The organism is Clostridium homopropionicum DSM 5847 (assembly GCF_001263795.1).
Lineage (GTDB): Bacteria > Bacillota > Clostridia > Clostridiales > Clostridiaceae > Clostridium_H > Clostridium_H homopropionicum.
This window is the reverse complement of the sequence record NZ_LHUR01000024.1, coordinates 15,980-30,162: the sequence shown is the minus strand read 5'-3', so window position 1 is coordinate 30,162 and position 14,183 is coordinate 15,980. Positions and strand designations below refer to the sequence as shown.

Below are 14,183 nucleotides of genomic sequence, written 5' to 3'. Positions count from 1 at the left end.
TTATTGAGAAATTTTATTGTTTACCATATTATAACTCTATTTTACATTTTAATAAACAATCTTACATTCTAATTTGTAAAAATTAAAAATTAGTTTATAAATGTAGTGAATAATTGAGAACTGTCCCTAAAAATTAATAAAAAAACAAAAGCACAAAAGGCTTTTGTTTTTTACTTTTTTAATATAAATATCATAACATTTTATAACTTTTTTTGAATATTTATTGCTAGCGTAAAATATTTTAATGATTCCTTTATGGAGCCTATATCATAATACATATTACCCATTTCCATATATCTTTCATATATTTGTCTCTTTGAACCAAATTTAGCTAAAGCATCAAGAGATAAATTCATGTACATTTCCGATGATAGTAAATCGTTTTGCTTTTTTAAAATCTTTGATTTTAAATAATAGGACTTTTCAATAAACTTTAAATTATTTAATTTTATAGAGATATTTAATACATCCTCTATAAGTTCTCTAGCTAAATCTACAGTCTCATTATTCACAAGTTCCTCAATTATTAACAGCATAAAATTAACGAATTTTTCTTCATCTTCTTTTGGAAATATATCTATTGCATTTTTTATATATTCAATAGCCTTACTATTAGCATTCATCTCAAACATATTAGTAGCATAATTAAAAATAGCTTCAGCTTTATATTCATTGTTATTATCATCATACATTTCGTTGGACTTTTTCTCATAAAACTCAAATTTTCCATTGTCCATTCTTAGCGATAATAATGCCATCATATGATACATCTTTGCTTTTTTCAACTTATCTTCTATATAAGGAAAAATTTCATTTAAATTAATAGCTATTTCGTAAGCCTTTTGATAATTTTTTAGCATTAGGTTACATAAGGCTTCTCCAAAAATACTTTCACCAAGCATTATATAATTTTTTTCTTCTGAGTCTTTAATGCTTTTTATTACATTATTAAAATAATTAGCTGATTGAAAATATTCTTCATTTTGATAAAAAAATCTAGCAACATCCATATAATAAATTAGTCGTTTACTTTTATCACTAGAATTATTGCATAGATCATAGTATTTACCCAGCATCTCTTGAATGCGTTTTACATCATTTACTTTTAATAAATAATCAAAAATTAAATGCATTATGTAGAAGGATAATTCATAATACTCATATCTCTCAGCCATTTCTAAATTATATTCTAACTTTTCTTCATAATCTTCTACATCAGGGTTGCTTAATAGCTTCTCGAGGTTTGTTTTTATTTGATCTTCAACAGACTTTTCAAGATATTCTAAATTAATATCTAATTTTGAAGATAAATATTTTAGAACCCAATCTTCTGGAGCAATTTTACCGTTTTCTATACAACTCAGTTTAGAAACAGAAATTTCACTTCCACAAACATCTTTAAGCGTCAGTCCCTTGTATATTCTTGTTCTTTTGATCTTTTCTCCAATAGATAGAACTTCCATATAAATCACCTATCCAATACCCCACTATTTCAAGATACCTAGTTTTTTAAATGTCTCAACACCTTCACTTAAAAACTTAGCTGCTTCCACATCTTTACCATTATCGATATAAAACTTACCAATTAAAATAGAAACTTCAGCAATTTCATTTTTTAGTTCTGCAGCTTTTGCATAATCTAAAGCTATCATTAGCGTATTTTCCGCTTCTTGCCTATTTTCTTCTATCATATCAATTCTATATTTTAACAAATAATAATTATATAAGGTTAATTCATTTCCATTATCCTTATTGTCCATAATTTCTTTTAAAATTTCTTTTGCACTGTAAATATCTTTTATTTTGATATAGTTTTCACAAATATTTATAAGCGTTTCTATATAATTTATATCTTTATTTTTCATTCTCAGTTTCTTAGCTTTATTTAAATGGACAAATGATTCCTCTATATTATCGAATTCTGCAAAAAGTTTACCTAAATTATTTTCTATTTCAGCAATATAAATATAATCATCAATTTCTTTAAAAAGTTTCAGTGTTTTTTGTGAATATTTTATCGCAGTATCCATTTCACCCTTTTTGCTGTATTCCTGCGATAATAAAAGAAGTGATTTTGCATATTCTTTCTTGTTATTAATTTTTTCAAATTTTGAATTTGCCAAGTAAGAATAATTAATAGCCTTATCTAGTTGTTCTAATTTGTAATAAGTTGAAGCAATATAATAATATATCTGACCTATTATGAAATCATTCCCAATTTCACTATCTTCATACACCTTCTCAGCTTGGTGAAAATAACTACAAGCAGAATGATATGCATGCATTGCAAACGTTATTGTTCCAAGCTTTAAAAAAGTACTTATTATCTCTTCATAACGATTTTCTTTGATAAAAATTACATTAGCAGATAAAAAGAATTGCTGTGCAAGTCCTAAGTCACCTTTTAAAATATATATTTTACCTCTTAAATATATATTCTTAGCTTTTCTAAATTCTAATCCATACTTCTCAGCATAAAATAATGCATTTTCAATATATTGTTCTCCTAAACTCAATTCATTATTCAATATATGTGATTCAGCAATATTTTCAAAATATGTACATATTTTTTCTGCTTGTGTCTCCTCTGACTCCATTAAATATTCTATAGAAATATTAAGAGAATCTGCTAAGTACTCTAACAAGTCCATACTTGGATTGGATTTTCCTGACTCAACTAAGCTTATTTGTCCTGGAGTAATTCTATCCCCTGCTAAGTCTTTCAAAGTCATATCTAATTCTTTTCTTCTTCTTTTTATTTTCTCTCCTAAAGACAATATTTCCATAAAAACCTCTTCCTTTGCCAAGTTCTAGTTATTAGGTTTAATAATATTTAACAATTCACTAAATTTCTTTTATATTATACCATATTCTACTCTTTATCTGCAAAAAGAATTTTAAATTTAGAAAATTATCGCAAAAAAAGAAAGAAAAACATTTATTATTAAATGATTTCCTTTCTTTTTTCAGTTCTTTGTTAAATCTACATCATATAATCTCTAAGATTTTCAAAAACATCTCCGGCCCTATTCATGAACATTTTACTATTTCTTCTTAGCATTTTTCTAGTTCTTCTGCTCATTTGAGGAACCATCATCATACCAGCTGTTGCTCCTATAATTGCTCCTGTTGTAATTCCTTTTATAAAGCCTCGCATTATTTGTACACCTCTTTATCCTTATAATTTTAAATTTTACTTAACTATAAAAGTAAAATCTTCACTAATAGGTTGTGCATATAAATAAAACTTAAACAACATTTATAAAAAAATTTATATTTTTTTGTTTAGCACTATTGGCATACTACAATGTTTTCTATTAATTCTTCGCCAACTATATCTTTAAAAGCATTTTTAATATTATTATTTAATACTTTAATGCAATTACTTTTTAAATATTTTTTAGTTTCTCCCTTTAGATTGACATTTATTGCAGCTTTAGCAAATTCATCTGTAATTTCATTAAATAAGTTTCCAGTATGACTATTTACCTTAATAAAATTTATATTTATTCCATTTTCCTTTATTAATTTATTGTACTTATCATAATACCTCTTTGATGATTCCTCTTTTCTTTCCCATTCACCAGTGGCATGATAGCATACACCTACATAATCATGTAGAATAATTATATCCTTATAGCCCTTTTCAATGGAATACTCTATTGCCTTTATAGAAGCCTCAAGCTCACCAGCTATTTGCCTAATTGCCTTAAAGCTATTATCTTCAGAAGCACCATTTTTCACTTCAATAATTACTTCCTCCTTTACTGCAACAAAAGCATAAGAATATCTTTCAGTTAACTCATTGTAGCTGCCATCTACATAAAAAAGAGGAATATCCTTAGGATACTCATCTTGCTGTTTTGTTACCATGCTAGCACCTGCATTTAAATATTCCTTTGCCTGTAAAATATTCGAGAAGCTTTTATATTTTGATCCTTTAGCTCCCTTTACGTATTTAACACATTCATCCCATGTATCTACAATCATATTTTCTACTCTACACTTATTTTGAAAGTCAAACCCTTCTTTAATTGCATAAAACTTTTTCGCCATTTTCCTATCCTCTTTATATTATCTTTTCTTTTTTCTCTTTTTGATAAAAATTGCTGCACCAAACAATATCCTTATAGCATTCTTTCTTCCTATTGTCTTCTCTATATTTTCTCCTACTTCTCCTACTTTTTTAATAATTTCAGAACTTCCTTGCCAATTATCCAATATAACTTCTTTAGGTATATCTTCTATAATTCTCTCCAGCAAGATTAATCCTATTCCTAAATCATCACTTTTCCCTAATATCGGTATAAAATCAGGGATTACGTCATATGGTAATGCTAAATAAGTGATAACTGTGCCTATCATAACTTTAGTTTTCATTGAAACTCTATTATCTTTCATCAACCTGTATAAAAGTATAGTTATATCCGGCAAAATCATAATTATTTCTGCTATATTGTGATATTTATTTGGAATCTTATTTATAGTTTCTTTTCTGAATTTATAATAACCTTCATTTTGTTTTTCTTTTATGTCAATAATTTGAGAACTGTCCCCTATCTTTTCATCCTTTTGTATTGATTCATGAGAACTGTCCCCAATTTTTTCTTTTAATTCATTAAGTGATAGGGCTTGTTTACTTTCGGTATAACTTAAATTTCTTAATTCAACTTCAAGTCCTCCCTTTAGCATTGTTATATGTGTAAGATAGAATTCTACAAAAGGTATGTATTTGCACAACAGATTAAAATCTACTAATATGTTTCCTGCCTCAAAGGTTATCCCCATATTTGTTAGTTTTAATAAAGGTTTTTTTAGAATAAATCCTAGAAGTTTTATGGCTATTGGTAAAATTCCCACCTTTAAATTTAATAATTTTAATTTAAGTTTGTTATTTTCTATAGCAATTATCATTAAATTTGCTATAAAATTTAACTTAATGCCTTTTATAAAGTTTCCCTGAATCTTTATAAAATCACTTATACTTATTTCTGTTATTTTTATTTCATCAATTTTTAAATAGTCGCTTATTATGCTTAATATATCTTTTTCTGTTAGTCTTACTGTAACATCAGAAATATTCATATAAAATCGCGCTCTTTATCTAGGCTTGACCTTCTAAGAGCCTCCCCCTTTCAAGTAGAATATTTTTACATCTAATCTAAAGTATACACAAATTTTTAACTTTACACAATAAATCTTTCTATCTGCCCTTTTAGCATAAATTACATTAGCAATATTTATGAGGTTTGTTGGACATAGTTCATAAATTTTAATATAATGAGCCTAGTTGACCAAGTGACAAGTAAATTTTATAGTAATACCTTAATGGGAAAGGATGATACAGTGAAGAACAAGATTAAAAATAAATATATCTTATTAGCAGTTATTACAATGTCACTTTCTATTATTCTAATGTTACTTACAAACTTTGTATATAAGGTAGAAAAAGCTAAAACATATGCCCAATTCAAGGATGATTTTAATCACAGTTTAGTAGAAAAAATTTACTATACCAATTCACCAAAAATGCAAGTACAATTAAAAGATGGTACAATTTACGAAACTGATAATCCAAGAAGCTTACAGCTAAAAGAAGATGCTTTAAAAAACGGTATTGAAGTTTCTGAACAGGGTTATATTTCCCCCGTAGAGATTCTTCCAATGGCTCTTTTTGGTATATCTTTAGTTCTTTTTATCACCATAGCAATTAAAAATTCTAAGATTACTTCCAAAGGAATTCGTTCAGTTGATTCGCTTGATGCAGCTGAAATAGAAAATTTAGGCTTTACCTTTAAAGATGTAGCCGGCAATGAAGAAGCAAAGGAAAGTGTAAAAGATATAGTTGATTTTCTAAAAAATCCTGAAAAATATAATGCCTATGGGGCTAGAATGCCTAAGGGCGTAATTTTATATGGGGAGCCTGGAACAGGTAAAACCTTACTTGCTAAATCCGTTGCTGGAGAAGCAGGAGTACCTTTTTATGCTATGTCTGGCTCTGATTTTGTACAGGTTTATGTAGGAGTTGGTGCCAGCAGAATTCGTCAATTATTCAAAAAAGCTAAAACTCATGGAAGAGCTGTAATATTTATAGATGAAATTGATGCCATAGGCAAAAAAAGAGATGGTTCCTCTACTGGCGGTTCAGATGAAAGAGATCAAACTCTAAATGCACTATTAACTGAGATGTCTGGCTTTAACGAGAAAGAAGGAATTGTTGTAATGGCTGCAACAAATAGATTAGATATGCTTGATCCAGCATTGCTAAGACCAGGAAGATTTGATAGACATATAGAAGTAAATCTTCCTGATGTATCAGCTAGAGAAAAAATTCTTAGCTTACACTTAAAGAATAAGCCTCACAAGGATATAAGTATAAAAGAATGGGCACAAAAGACTTCTATGTTTTCGGGAGCTAAATTGGAGCACTTAGTGAATGAAGCTGCTATTTTAGCCTGCAAAGATGAGAGCGAAAGTATTTCTAATATTCATTTTGATAAAGCATTCTCTATTGTACTTGCTGGATACGAAAAACAGAATAGAGATCATATAAGAGAAGTTGATAGAAAGATTACTGCTTACCACGAAGCTGGACATGCTTTAGTATCTTCAAGAGTTCTTCCACAGGATAAGCTTTCAAAAGTAACTATTATACCTACAACTAATGGCGCAGGTGGATATACCTTAAGCATTCCTGAGGATAAAATGTATCAAAATAAGGATTATCTTCTAAAAAGAATAATGGTGCTCTTAGGCGGAAGAGCTGCTGAGGAAATTATTTTTGGAAAAGAAAAAATAACTACTGGAGCATATAGCGATCTTAAGCATTCTACAAATCTTATTACAAACATGATCACTGCCTATGGAATGGGAGAATCTTTAGGTTTATTAACTCTATCAGAAGTAGGAGAACTTTCAGTATCTATAAAAGATTCTATAGTAAAAGAATGTAAAAAGACAATTGACAGTCTTTACGCAGAAACTATAAATCTATTAGTTGAAAATAAAAAAGCATTAGAAGCTATGACTTGCAAATTATTAGAAAATGAAACAATTTATCACGATGAAATAAAAGAAATATTAGATTCTATTCAGTAACCCTTATTTCTAGATATTTAATTAGTAGTATAAGAAAGTTGCGACGCAACTTTAAAAAGAAATTGCTAGTCTCTAGTCGCTAATAGCTAAAGTAATGTGCGTAATAAAAATCAGCTCTTATTGCAACACCCTAGCGACTAGAGATTGGTGATTAGCTACTAAGAAAAATGCTCCGCATTTTTCTTAATCACTGACTGAACATTTTTTCTATAGCCTTTTATTAAAATTTATAATCAATAAGGTTACAATCAATCCTGCTGCTAGTCCACCAAGGTGGCCAAAGTTATCTATATTAGGAAGTATAAATCCAATAACTATATTAGTAAATATTACTGAAACGATATTTCCTATCATAGCTTTATTAGCCTTATATCCCATCTTTAAGTTGTATATTAGTATTGCTCCTAAAAGTGCAAATATAGCTCCAGATGCACCAACGGATACTGCCTGTGAAAAAAAATAGCTCGCTAGTGATGAGGATATTCCTCCAATAAAATAGATCAATATAAATTTTAACTTTCCAAAGGCTCTTTCAACCATTGTACCTAAAAAATATAAGGCATACATATTAAATCCAATGTGAACTATTCCCCCATGTAAAAACATAGCGCTGATTAATCTATAGTATTCTCCATTTCCAATAAGTGTATTTTCCTTTGCACCTAAATACAATAAAACACTAGTGTTACTTTCAAAAATGCTTCCTGAAAGATATGCAGTTAATAAAAACATTATTATATTTGTTAAGATTAATATGCTGGTGATAACCGGCACCTTAACAGCTTTCTTTTCTCTTTTTATTCTCTTAAAATGTTCCATTATCCTCTCAATAATCACGGCATTCTCTCTAGCAAATTCAGAACAATACACAATCTTATACTGATTCTTATCCACTACAATTATTTCTTCTTTAGATTGCTCTGATAAAATACTCCAATTAATATTTTCTTTATTTTTAATATAAAATACCTTTATTATTCTAACATTTTCATACCTATGCTTGTTATATATATAGTCAGTATCTAGTTCACCATTTTCACTCAAATCTAAAAAAACCATATATTCATTATAATTTTCTCCTAATCTAGATACTCCCCAAAAAGATTGTCCTTCCCTTTTGGAATTAAACTCTTCTATATTATATCTATAATATTGGCAAAATATATTTATTGTTTCTTTTATTAAATTCTCTTTACTCATTAGATACCTCCATATATATAATAAAAAACCTAAAAATTTTTAGGTTCTAAAAATCTTTAGGTGTTTTTTATACTACTTTTTTAACTACAATATCTAAATGTTTTAGCAAATCAATTTCATAGAAAGGAATTGGCGCCTTAGTCTCTGCATCGTATAGTATCCTTAATATCGGTCTATCTGGGAATCCTAGATTTTGCCTTATTACATATCCCTCTATGTCATTTGAAAGCTTTACGCAGCATCCTAGTGGATATACAGAAAATGTATCTTTAAAGCCTTCAACCATTTTTTCATCAAACATGGTTCCATTGCCAGCTAATATAAGTTCATATGCATCATTGGGGCTAAATTTATTTCTATAACTTCTATCACTGCTAATAGCATCATAAACATCACAAATGCACACAGCTTTACCGTACCTTGAAATCTGGTTTCCTTTTAATCCATAGGGGTAACCGCAACCATCAATTCGCTCATGATGCTCAGCTACTGCCTTTAAAACTATTTCAGAAATGCTCATATTTTTCTCAAGAATTTGTTTGCCATAAATAGGGTGTTTTTTCATTTCAAGAAATTCTTCTTCATTTAGAGGTGCTCTTTTATTTATAATCTTTTCAGATATTTTTGTTTTTCCAATATCATGCAATATAGCACCCTTACCTAACTCTTTAAGTTCATCATCTTTGAATTTTAAAGATAGACCTAAAAAAGCTGCCATAATTCCAGTATCAATACAATGAACATAGGTATAATTGTCATGGGTTTTAATATCATGCAAACTTAAATTAATATCTCCAGAATCTATTATATATTCAATAAGGTTTTCTACAACTCTTAAAGAATTCCTTGCATCTCTTTTACTATTTAAATTGTTTATATTCTTAACAATCTTATCCATGTTTTTCATGGTAACTTGCTTTAACTTTATTAGTCTTTCATCCTCTACCATAACGTCGTCAAGTCTGTCATCTTCTATATATACATAAAGAACACCTAATTCTTTCAATTTATTAATATATTGATTTGTAAGTGTAATCCCAGCTCTTAAAAGTATGCTTCCCTCATTGGTTAAAATACTTTTCCCCAATACCTCATTTTCCTTAACCCTATTTATAAATTCTAATCTCATACAACACCTCATTAAAAAGTTACTAGCTAGACTCTTAATGTAAAATTTGCTATGACTATAGTATATTACTTATGGTTAAATTTAGTTTAATGACATTTTAATATTTTACGTTAAAACATCATTATTGGCAAGCCTTTTAATAATTTGTTTAAAATTTATAAGGTTCTTTCTAACATATCTAAAAGCTCATTAAATCTACTTATGGTATCTTCAATTGGCTTTGATGTTGTCATATCCACTCCTGCCTTCTTAAGGATATTTATTGGATAATCTGAACCTCCACTTTTTAAGAAACCTTTATATTTCTCTAAAGCTTCTTCTCCCTTTTCTAAAATTGCCTTTACAAATGAATTGGCAGCTGAGTATCCAGTGGCATATTGATAAACGTAAAAGTCATTATAGAAATGAGGTATTCTTGACCATTCCATATCTATTTCTTTATCTACAATAATGTCTTCTTCAAAATACTTAACATTTAAATCATGATATATCTGACATAATTCATCACTAGTCAAAGGTATTCCTTGATCGATTTTTTCATGAGTTATCTTTTCAAACTCAGCAAACATTATTTGTCTAAAGACAGTAGTCCTTATCTGTTCTAATTGAGTATTTATTAAATATAATTTTTTAGTTTCATCCTTTTCATTTTCAATAAGATAGTTTATTAGCATGTTTTCATTTACAGTAGAAGCCACTTCTGCACAAAATAATGTATAATCTGCATATATATACGGCTGCTCTTTTCTTGAATAATAAGAATGAATAGAATGACCCATTTCATGTGCAAGAGTAGAAACATCATTAAGTTCATAATTGTAGTTTAAAAGAACATAAGGCATTGTATCATAAGAACCCCAAGAATAAGCGCCTTTTCTTTTACCTTTATTCTCATAGATATCTATCCATCTATTATCTATTCCTTCTTGAAAAATGCTTAAATATTCTTCTCCAAGTGGCTTTAACGCTTCCTTTACAAGCTTCACTGCCTCATCAAATTCTATATGCATTTTAGGCGTATCTATAACAGGTACGTATAAATCGTACATGTGCATTTCTTTTAATCCTAATAATTTTTTCTTAACTCTTACATATCTATGAAGGCTTTTTATATTATCATTTATAGCCTTTATTGAATTATCATATACATCTAATGGTATATCATTAGGTTTTAAAGAGCTTTCAATGGAACTGCTATAATTTCTTCTCTTAGCTAAAAAAGAAAAGTTTTTTATAGAAGAAGTTAAGGTGGTTGCTATAGTATTCTTAAACTTTTCATAGGCTCCAAATAATGCTTCAAAGGCTGCTTCCCTTACTTTTACATCCTTTGATTTTATGAATATAGAGTAATTTCCCTCTGTAAGTTCTACTTCATTTCCTTCTTCATCTTTAATAGTTGGGAATGTCATATCTGCGTTTGAGAGCATACCAAAAATACTAGAAGGAGCATTTAATGCATCTGAAACAGCTGCTAACATTTCTTCCATCTGCAGGCTTAAAGTATGTGGTTTTCTTTTTAGAATTCTATTTATCAAGAATTCGTATTTTTTTAGCTCAGGAAGCTGAGCTAATACTTTCTCAAAAGTACCTTCTGGATAAGATAATATTTCAGGCATAAAAAAAGCTGACATTTCTCCAAGCTCTGCAAAATAAGCTTCAATTTTATTTTTTACTGCTTGATTAACATTATTTGTAGTATCCTCATCAGCCTTTAGAAAAGCAAAAACTAATAGTTTATCGCCAAGCCTCGAAATTTCTTCATCTAGTCTCAAAAATTCCAACAATTTAACAGGGATATTTAGCTTTCCTTGAAACTCTCTTAATCTAGGAGCCATTTCTTTTAACTTTGCAAAGTCCTTTTCCCATTCTTCAGTATTTACATATACTTTTTCCACATTCCATTTATCTAAAGAATTAATTTCTTCTCTTCTTTTTACCATTTTAACTTCGCCCACAGCATACACTCCAATCCTTATTAGTAAGAATTAAATTATTCTAAATAATCAGCCTTCTTTTCAACAGCTTCATCCATAGCTTTTTCAATTTCTGCTTTTATTATTTCACAAAGTTCATTTAGCTTTTCAGTCATATCTCTATGTTCTTCAATATATTCTAATTTAATTATCCAAGTTGGATTAAACTCATCATCTTTCTCTTCTATTTCATATCCCTTTTCTTCAAAGGCCTCTAAGTCAAATAAATCGTATATTGCAGTATACTCCCATTCTTCAACGTCTTTATTTGTATCAAAATATACAATTACCTTATTTTCCTTATCACTATAGTAGAATTTATTTATATATTCAGCCCCTTCGCCTACTTCATAACTTCCAAGCTCTCCTACAAATTTATTATTTTCATCTAATTCCATCAAAACTAATGCTGCAAAATCCAATTTTATCCCCTCTTCCATCTTATTCTCTATAAATTATATTATCATATATTGCTATTAAGGTAAATTGAAACTATGCCATCCAGTATATTTATCAATATGAGAAAATTGCCATGCAACTTTAAGAAAAATACGACGCATTTTTCTTAAGTAACCAGTAACCAGTGACCAGTTGCCAGTAGGATTAATAAAACTGGTTACTGGGAATTGGTTACTGGTTACTAAGAATTTTACGTCGTAAAATTCTTATATTACTAATCAACTGCCCTTTAAACTACTTCTTGCTTCTTTGAATCTAAAAATTTTATTTCCTGGGCAATGACCTCTGAAATATATCTTTTCTCTCCATCCTTAGTATCATATGATTTTATTTGAAGTCTTCCAATAACACTTATCATACTACCTTTTTTAGTGAACTTAGCTAAATTTTCCGCTAATTTTTCCCATGCTACAATAGGTATAAAATCTACTACTTTTTCACCCTTATGATCCAAATATCCTCTATCTACTGCTAATTTAAATGCTGTTACATATTTATTATTTTCATTGACCTTCTTTAAATCAATATCCTTTGTTATTCTTCCAATAAACATTACTTTATTCATTTACTCTCCTCCAATAAATTATAATTTTTTATAAATTATATCCATATTGGAGTTTCCTAAACTATTCTTATAAAAAAATCATCTTTAATCCAAATAAAATTAAAATTATCCCTGCTACGTAATCCGCATACTTTGAAAATATATTTATCTTCCTTAAATAAGAAGACATTATAAATGCAAGAGCACAAATAATAGTGGTGACAATACCTATGAATACAGTAGTTAATAAAAGGATCTGAATATTTTTTAAGTTATTAAGAGCTGTGAAGCCTACCACTGCCGCATCGATGCTTACTGATATTCCAAGGATTAAGTACATTTTTTTATCTAATATTACTTTATTATTGCTTTTTTCCATGCCTTCTTTCAGCATCATTATGCCCACGATAATTATTACTATGCCTCCAATTAATTTAGGAATCACCAATATATACGTATTAAATAAATATCCTAGATAAGCTCCTAGAAAAGAAAGAGCAAATTGAAAAAATCCAAAGGAAGCACATAACATTATTTTATTTTTACCTTTTAGAGCTGGGTTCAATCCTAAACTTAAAGCCACTCCAAAGGCATCAAGAGCTAGTGCAAGAGCTATTATAAAAAGTGAATATATACTAATACTAACCATCTCCATAAAAAATCCCCCATATATTTTTATATTTTGTGCAATATATAAAAATATATGAGGGAATTATTTCTTAAATTCCATAATTATCTTTAATTTTAAGAGCATTTTCTAAATCTATATTACTTAAAACTTTAGTTTTGAAATTCTTTTTTTCCTGAGGTGATAAGGTTTTATAAATATCCATTACCTTGTCCATATCATTCCAAAAATTATAGTCAGAATCAGTTTTAATATTATTTATAGCAGAAGACATTATACTAATCATTTGCTTTTCTTTGGATGTAGCTAAATTACCTTGAAGTCCATTTAGGTCTTCATATATTTTATTTAGTGAATCTTCACTTTCTTTAGCTTCGTTTTTAGAATCTCCACTTGTGTTATTATTTGTTTTTTCATTATTAGAAGTATTTTTAGTAGAATCTTTAACTTGACTACTGTTATTTGCTTTGTTTTGTGATTCCTTCGCTATTTGTGCCTTAACTTCCTGTTCTAATTTACTTATAGCTTCACTAGTATTCTTAATTAATTCGTTGGTTTCTCCCTTTGATACAATAACAAATTTCCCCTCAATTAGTTCAATACTGTTAAATTCAAAAGGAATTATCCCTTTACCTACAACAAGACTTCCTTCTTCTTCTTTTATTTTAGAACCAAATTTATTTTTAACTAAATTCATGACGTATTTCTTAGGTAAAGATATTTTTCCTATTTTAAAGTAATCTGGAGTAAACCATAAGCTATCCTCTTTAAATTGAAAATTACCCTTGGTAGAAAAAAGCATTGAAAAGCCTTTATATTTTATAGGGATTAAAGCAGTTACCTTTTCTCCATTTACATTAACATTAAGGCCTCCAATTATTAAGCCTCCTTTATTGATTCCTTCCTTTAAGTAAGAAGAAGCTAAAGCATTTATATCCTTTTCTTCTAGAATCATTACCCCTTTATTATTAATAGACTCTAACATAACTCCCATTAATGCTTTAAAAGAGTCCTCACTTTTATAACTTTTATAGTTTCCTTTAGAAAAAATTAACCAAGATGTTACTATTAATAATGCTATTACAACTGATAGTATTTTTACATTTCTATTTTTTAAAATTTTATTCATTTCTTTATTCTCCTATAATTTAT

The 14,183-nt window shown here is 28.4% G+C and carries 13 protein-coding genes; 1 reads left to right on the top strand and 12 read right to left on the bottom strand.

Annotation, left to right across the window (positions count from 1 at the left end; translation table 11 throughout):
- Positions 1-200: 200 nt before the first annotated feature.
- From CLHOM_RS10755 to CLHOM_RS10740, 5 genes are all read right to left on the bottom strand, one after another.
- Positions 201-1,463, bottom strand: a complete 1,263-nt coding sequence (locus CLHOM_RS10755; protein WP_052221700.1) for a helix-turn-helix domain-containing protein — start codon at positions 1,461-1,463, stop codon at positions 201-203.
- A gap of 24 nt (positions 1,464-1,487) precedes the next feature.
- On the bottom strand, positions 1,488-2,786 hold the full coding sequence (locus CLHOM_RS10750; protein ID WP_052221699.1) for a helix-turn-helix transcriptional regulator: 1,299 nt from the start codon (positions 2,784-2,786) through the stop codon (positions 1,488-1,490).
- Between the two features lie 197 nt (positions 2,787-2,983).
- The gene (locus CLHOM_RS18160) at positions 2,984-3,157 is read right to left on the bottom strand and encodes a YtxH domain-containing protein (protein WP_074782928.1); all 174 of its coding nucleotides are present in this window, start codon (positions 3,155-3,157) and stop codon (positions 2,984-2,986) included.
- A gap of 134 nt (positions 3,158-3,291) precedes the next feature.
- On the bottom strand, positions 3,292-4,056 hold the full coding sequence (locus CLHOM_RS10745) for a ribonuclease H1 domain-containing protein (protein WP_052221698.1): 765 nt from the start codon (positions 4,054-4,056) through the stop codon (positions 3,292-3,294).
- Positions 4,057-4,074: 18 nt separating this feature from the next.
- Positions 4,075-5,085: a YkvA family protein gene (locus CLHOM_RS10740; protein WP_052221697.1), complete on the bottom strand. Its 1,011-nt coding sequence runs from the start codon at positions 5,083-5,085 to the stop codon at positions 4,075-4,077.
- A gap of 309 nt (positions 5,086-5,394) precedes the next feature.
- Between CLHOM_RS10740 and CLHOM_RS10735 the strand changes: the two genes are divergently transcribed.
- Entirely contained in the window at positions 5,395-7,098 is a 1,704-nt protein-coding gene (locus CLHOM_RS10735) for an ATP-dependent metallopeptidase FtsH/Yme1/Tma family protein (protein WP_242846766.1), read from the top strand.
- A 207-nt stretch (positions 7,099-7,305) separates the two neighbouring features.
- Here the strand turns inward: CLHOM_RS10735 and CLHOM_RS10730 are convergent, their stop codons facing one another.
- The 7 genes from CLHOM_RS10730 to CLHOM_RS10700 form a co-directional block, all read right to left on the bottom strand.
- Positions 7,306-8,298 carry a rhomboid family intramembrane serine protease gene (locus tag CLHOM_RS10730; protein WP_052221696.1) on the bottom strand — a complete coding sequence of 331 codons (993 nt, stop codon included), beginning with the start codon at positions 8,296-8,298 and terminating at the stop codon, positions 7,306-7,308.
- A 67-nt stretch (positions 8,299-8,365) separates the two neighbouring features.
- Positions 8,366-9,427, bottom strand: a complete 1,062-nt coding sequence (locus CLHOM_RS10725; protein WP_052221695.1) for an HD-GYP domain-containing protein — start codon at positions 9,425-9,427, stop codon at positions 8,366-8,368.
- A 155-nt stretch (positions 9,428-9,582) separates the two neighbouring features.
- A complete protein-coding gene (gene pepF, locus CLHOM_RS10720; protein ID WP_052221758.1) occupies positions 9,583-11,367 on the bottom strand; it encodes an oligoendopeptidase F in 1,785 nt (594 codons plus the stop codon).
- A gap of 50 nt (positions 11,368-11,417) precedes the next feature.
- Positions 11,418-11,822 carry a DUF6762 family protein gene (locus CLHOM_RS10715; RefSeq protein ID WP_052221694.1) on the bottom strand — a complete coding sequence of 135 codons (405 nt, stop codon included), beginning with the start codon at positions 11,820-11,822 and terminating at the stop codon, positions 11,418-11,420.
- A 266-nt stretch (positions 11,823-12,088) separates the two neighbouring features.
- Complete coding sequence (locus CLHOM_RS10710; protein ID WP_052221693.1) at positions 12,089-12,424, bottom strand: single-stranded DNA-binding protein; 336 nt, start codon at positions 12,422-12,424, stop codon at positions 12,089-12,091.
- Positions 12,425-12,491: 67 nt separating this feature from the next.
- Positions 12,492-13,043 (bottom strand): manganese efflux pump MntP, encoded by a 552-nt coding sequence (locus CLHOM_RS10705; protein ID WP_052221757.1) that lies wholly within the window; start codon positions 13,041-13,043, stop codon positions 12,492-12,494.
- A gap of 79 nt (positions 13,044-13,122) precedes the next feature.
- On the bottom strand, positions 13,123-14,160 hold the full coding sequence (locus CLHOM_RS10700) for a hypothetical protein (protein ID WP_052221692.1): 1,038 nt from the start codon (positions 14,158-14,160) through the stop codon (positions 13,123-13,125).
- Positions 14,161-14,183: the final 23 nt, after the last annotated feature.

Coding starts and splice junctions, on each gene's coding strand:
- CLHOM_RS10755 (WP_052221700.1), bottom strand. CDS start 1,463: ATGGAAGTTCTATCTATTGGAGAAAAGATCAAAAGAACAAGAATATAC.
- CLHOM_RS10750 (WP_052221699.1), bottom strand. CDS start 2,786: ATGGAAATATTGTCTTTAGGAGAGAAAATAAAAAGAAGAAGAAAAGAA.
- CLHOM_RS18160 (WP_074782928.1), bottom strand. CDS start 3,157: ATGCGAGGCTTTATAAAAGGAATTACAACAGGAGCAATTATAGGAGCA.
- CLHOM_RS10745 (WP_052221698.1), bottom strand. CDS start 4,056: ATGGCGAAAAAGTTTTATGCAATTAAAGAAGGGTTTGACTTTCAAAAT.
- CLHOM_RS10740 (WP_052221697.1), bottom strand. CDS start 5,085: ATGAATATTTCTGATGTTACAGTAAGACTAACAGAAAAAGATATATTA.
- CLHOM_RS10735 (WP_242846766.1), top strand. CDS start 5,395: ATGTCACTTTCTATTATTCTAATGTTACTTACAAACTTTGTATATAAG.
- CLHOM_RS10730 (WP_052221696.1), bottom strand. CDS start 8,298: ATGAGTAAAGAGAATTTAATAAAAGAAACAATAAATATATTTTGCCAA.
- CLHOM_RS10725 (WP_052221695.1), bottom strand. CDS start 9,427: ATGAGATTAGAATTTATAAATAGGGTTAAGGAAAATGAGGTATTGGGG.
- pepF (WP_052221758.1), bottom strand. CDS start 11,367: ATGGTAAAAAGAAGAGAAGAAATTAATTCTTTAGATAAATGGAATGTG.
- CLHOM_RS10710 (WP_052221693.1), bottom strand. CDS start 12,424: ATGAATAAAGTAATGTTTATTGGAAGAATAACAAAGGATATTGATTTA.
- CLHOM_RS10700 (WP_052221692.1), bottom strand. CDS start 14,160: ATGAATAAAATTTTAAAAAATAGAAATGTAAAAATACTATCAGTTGTA.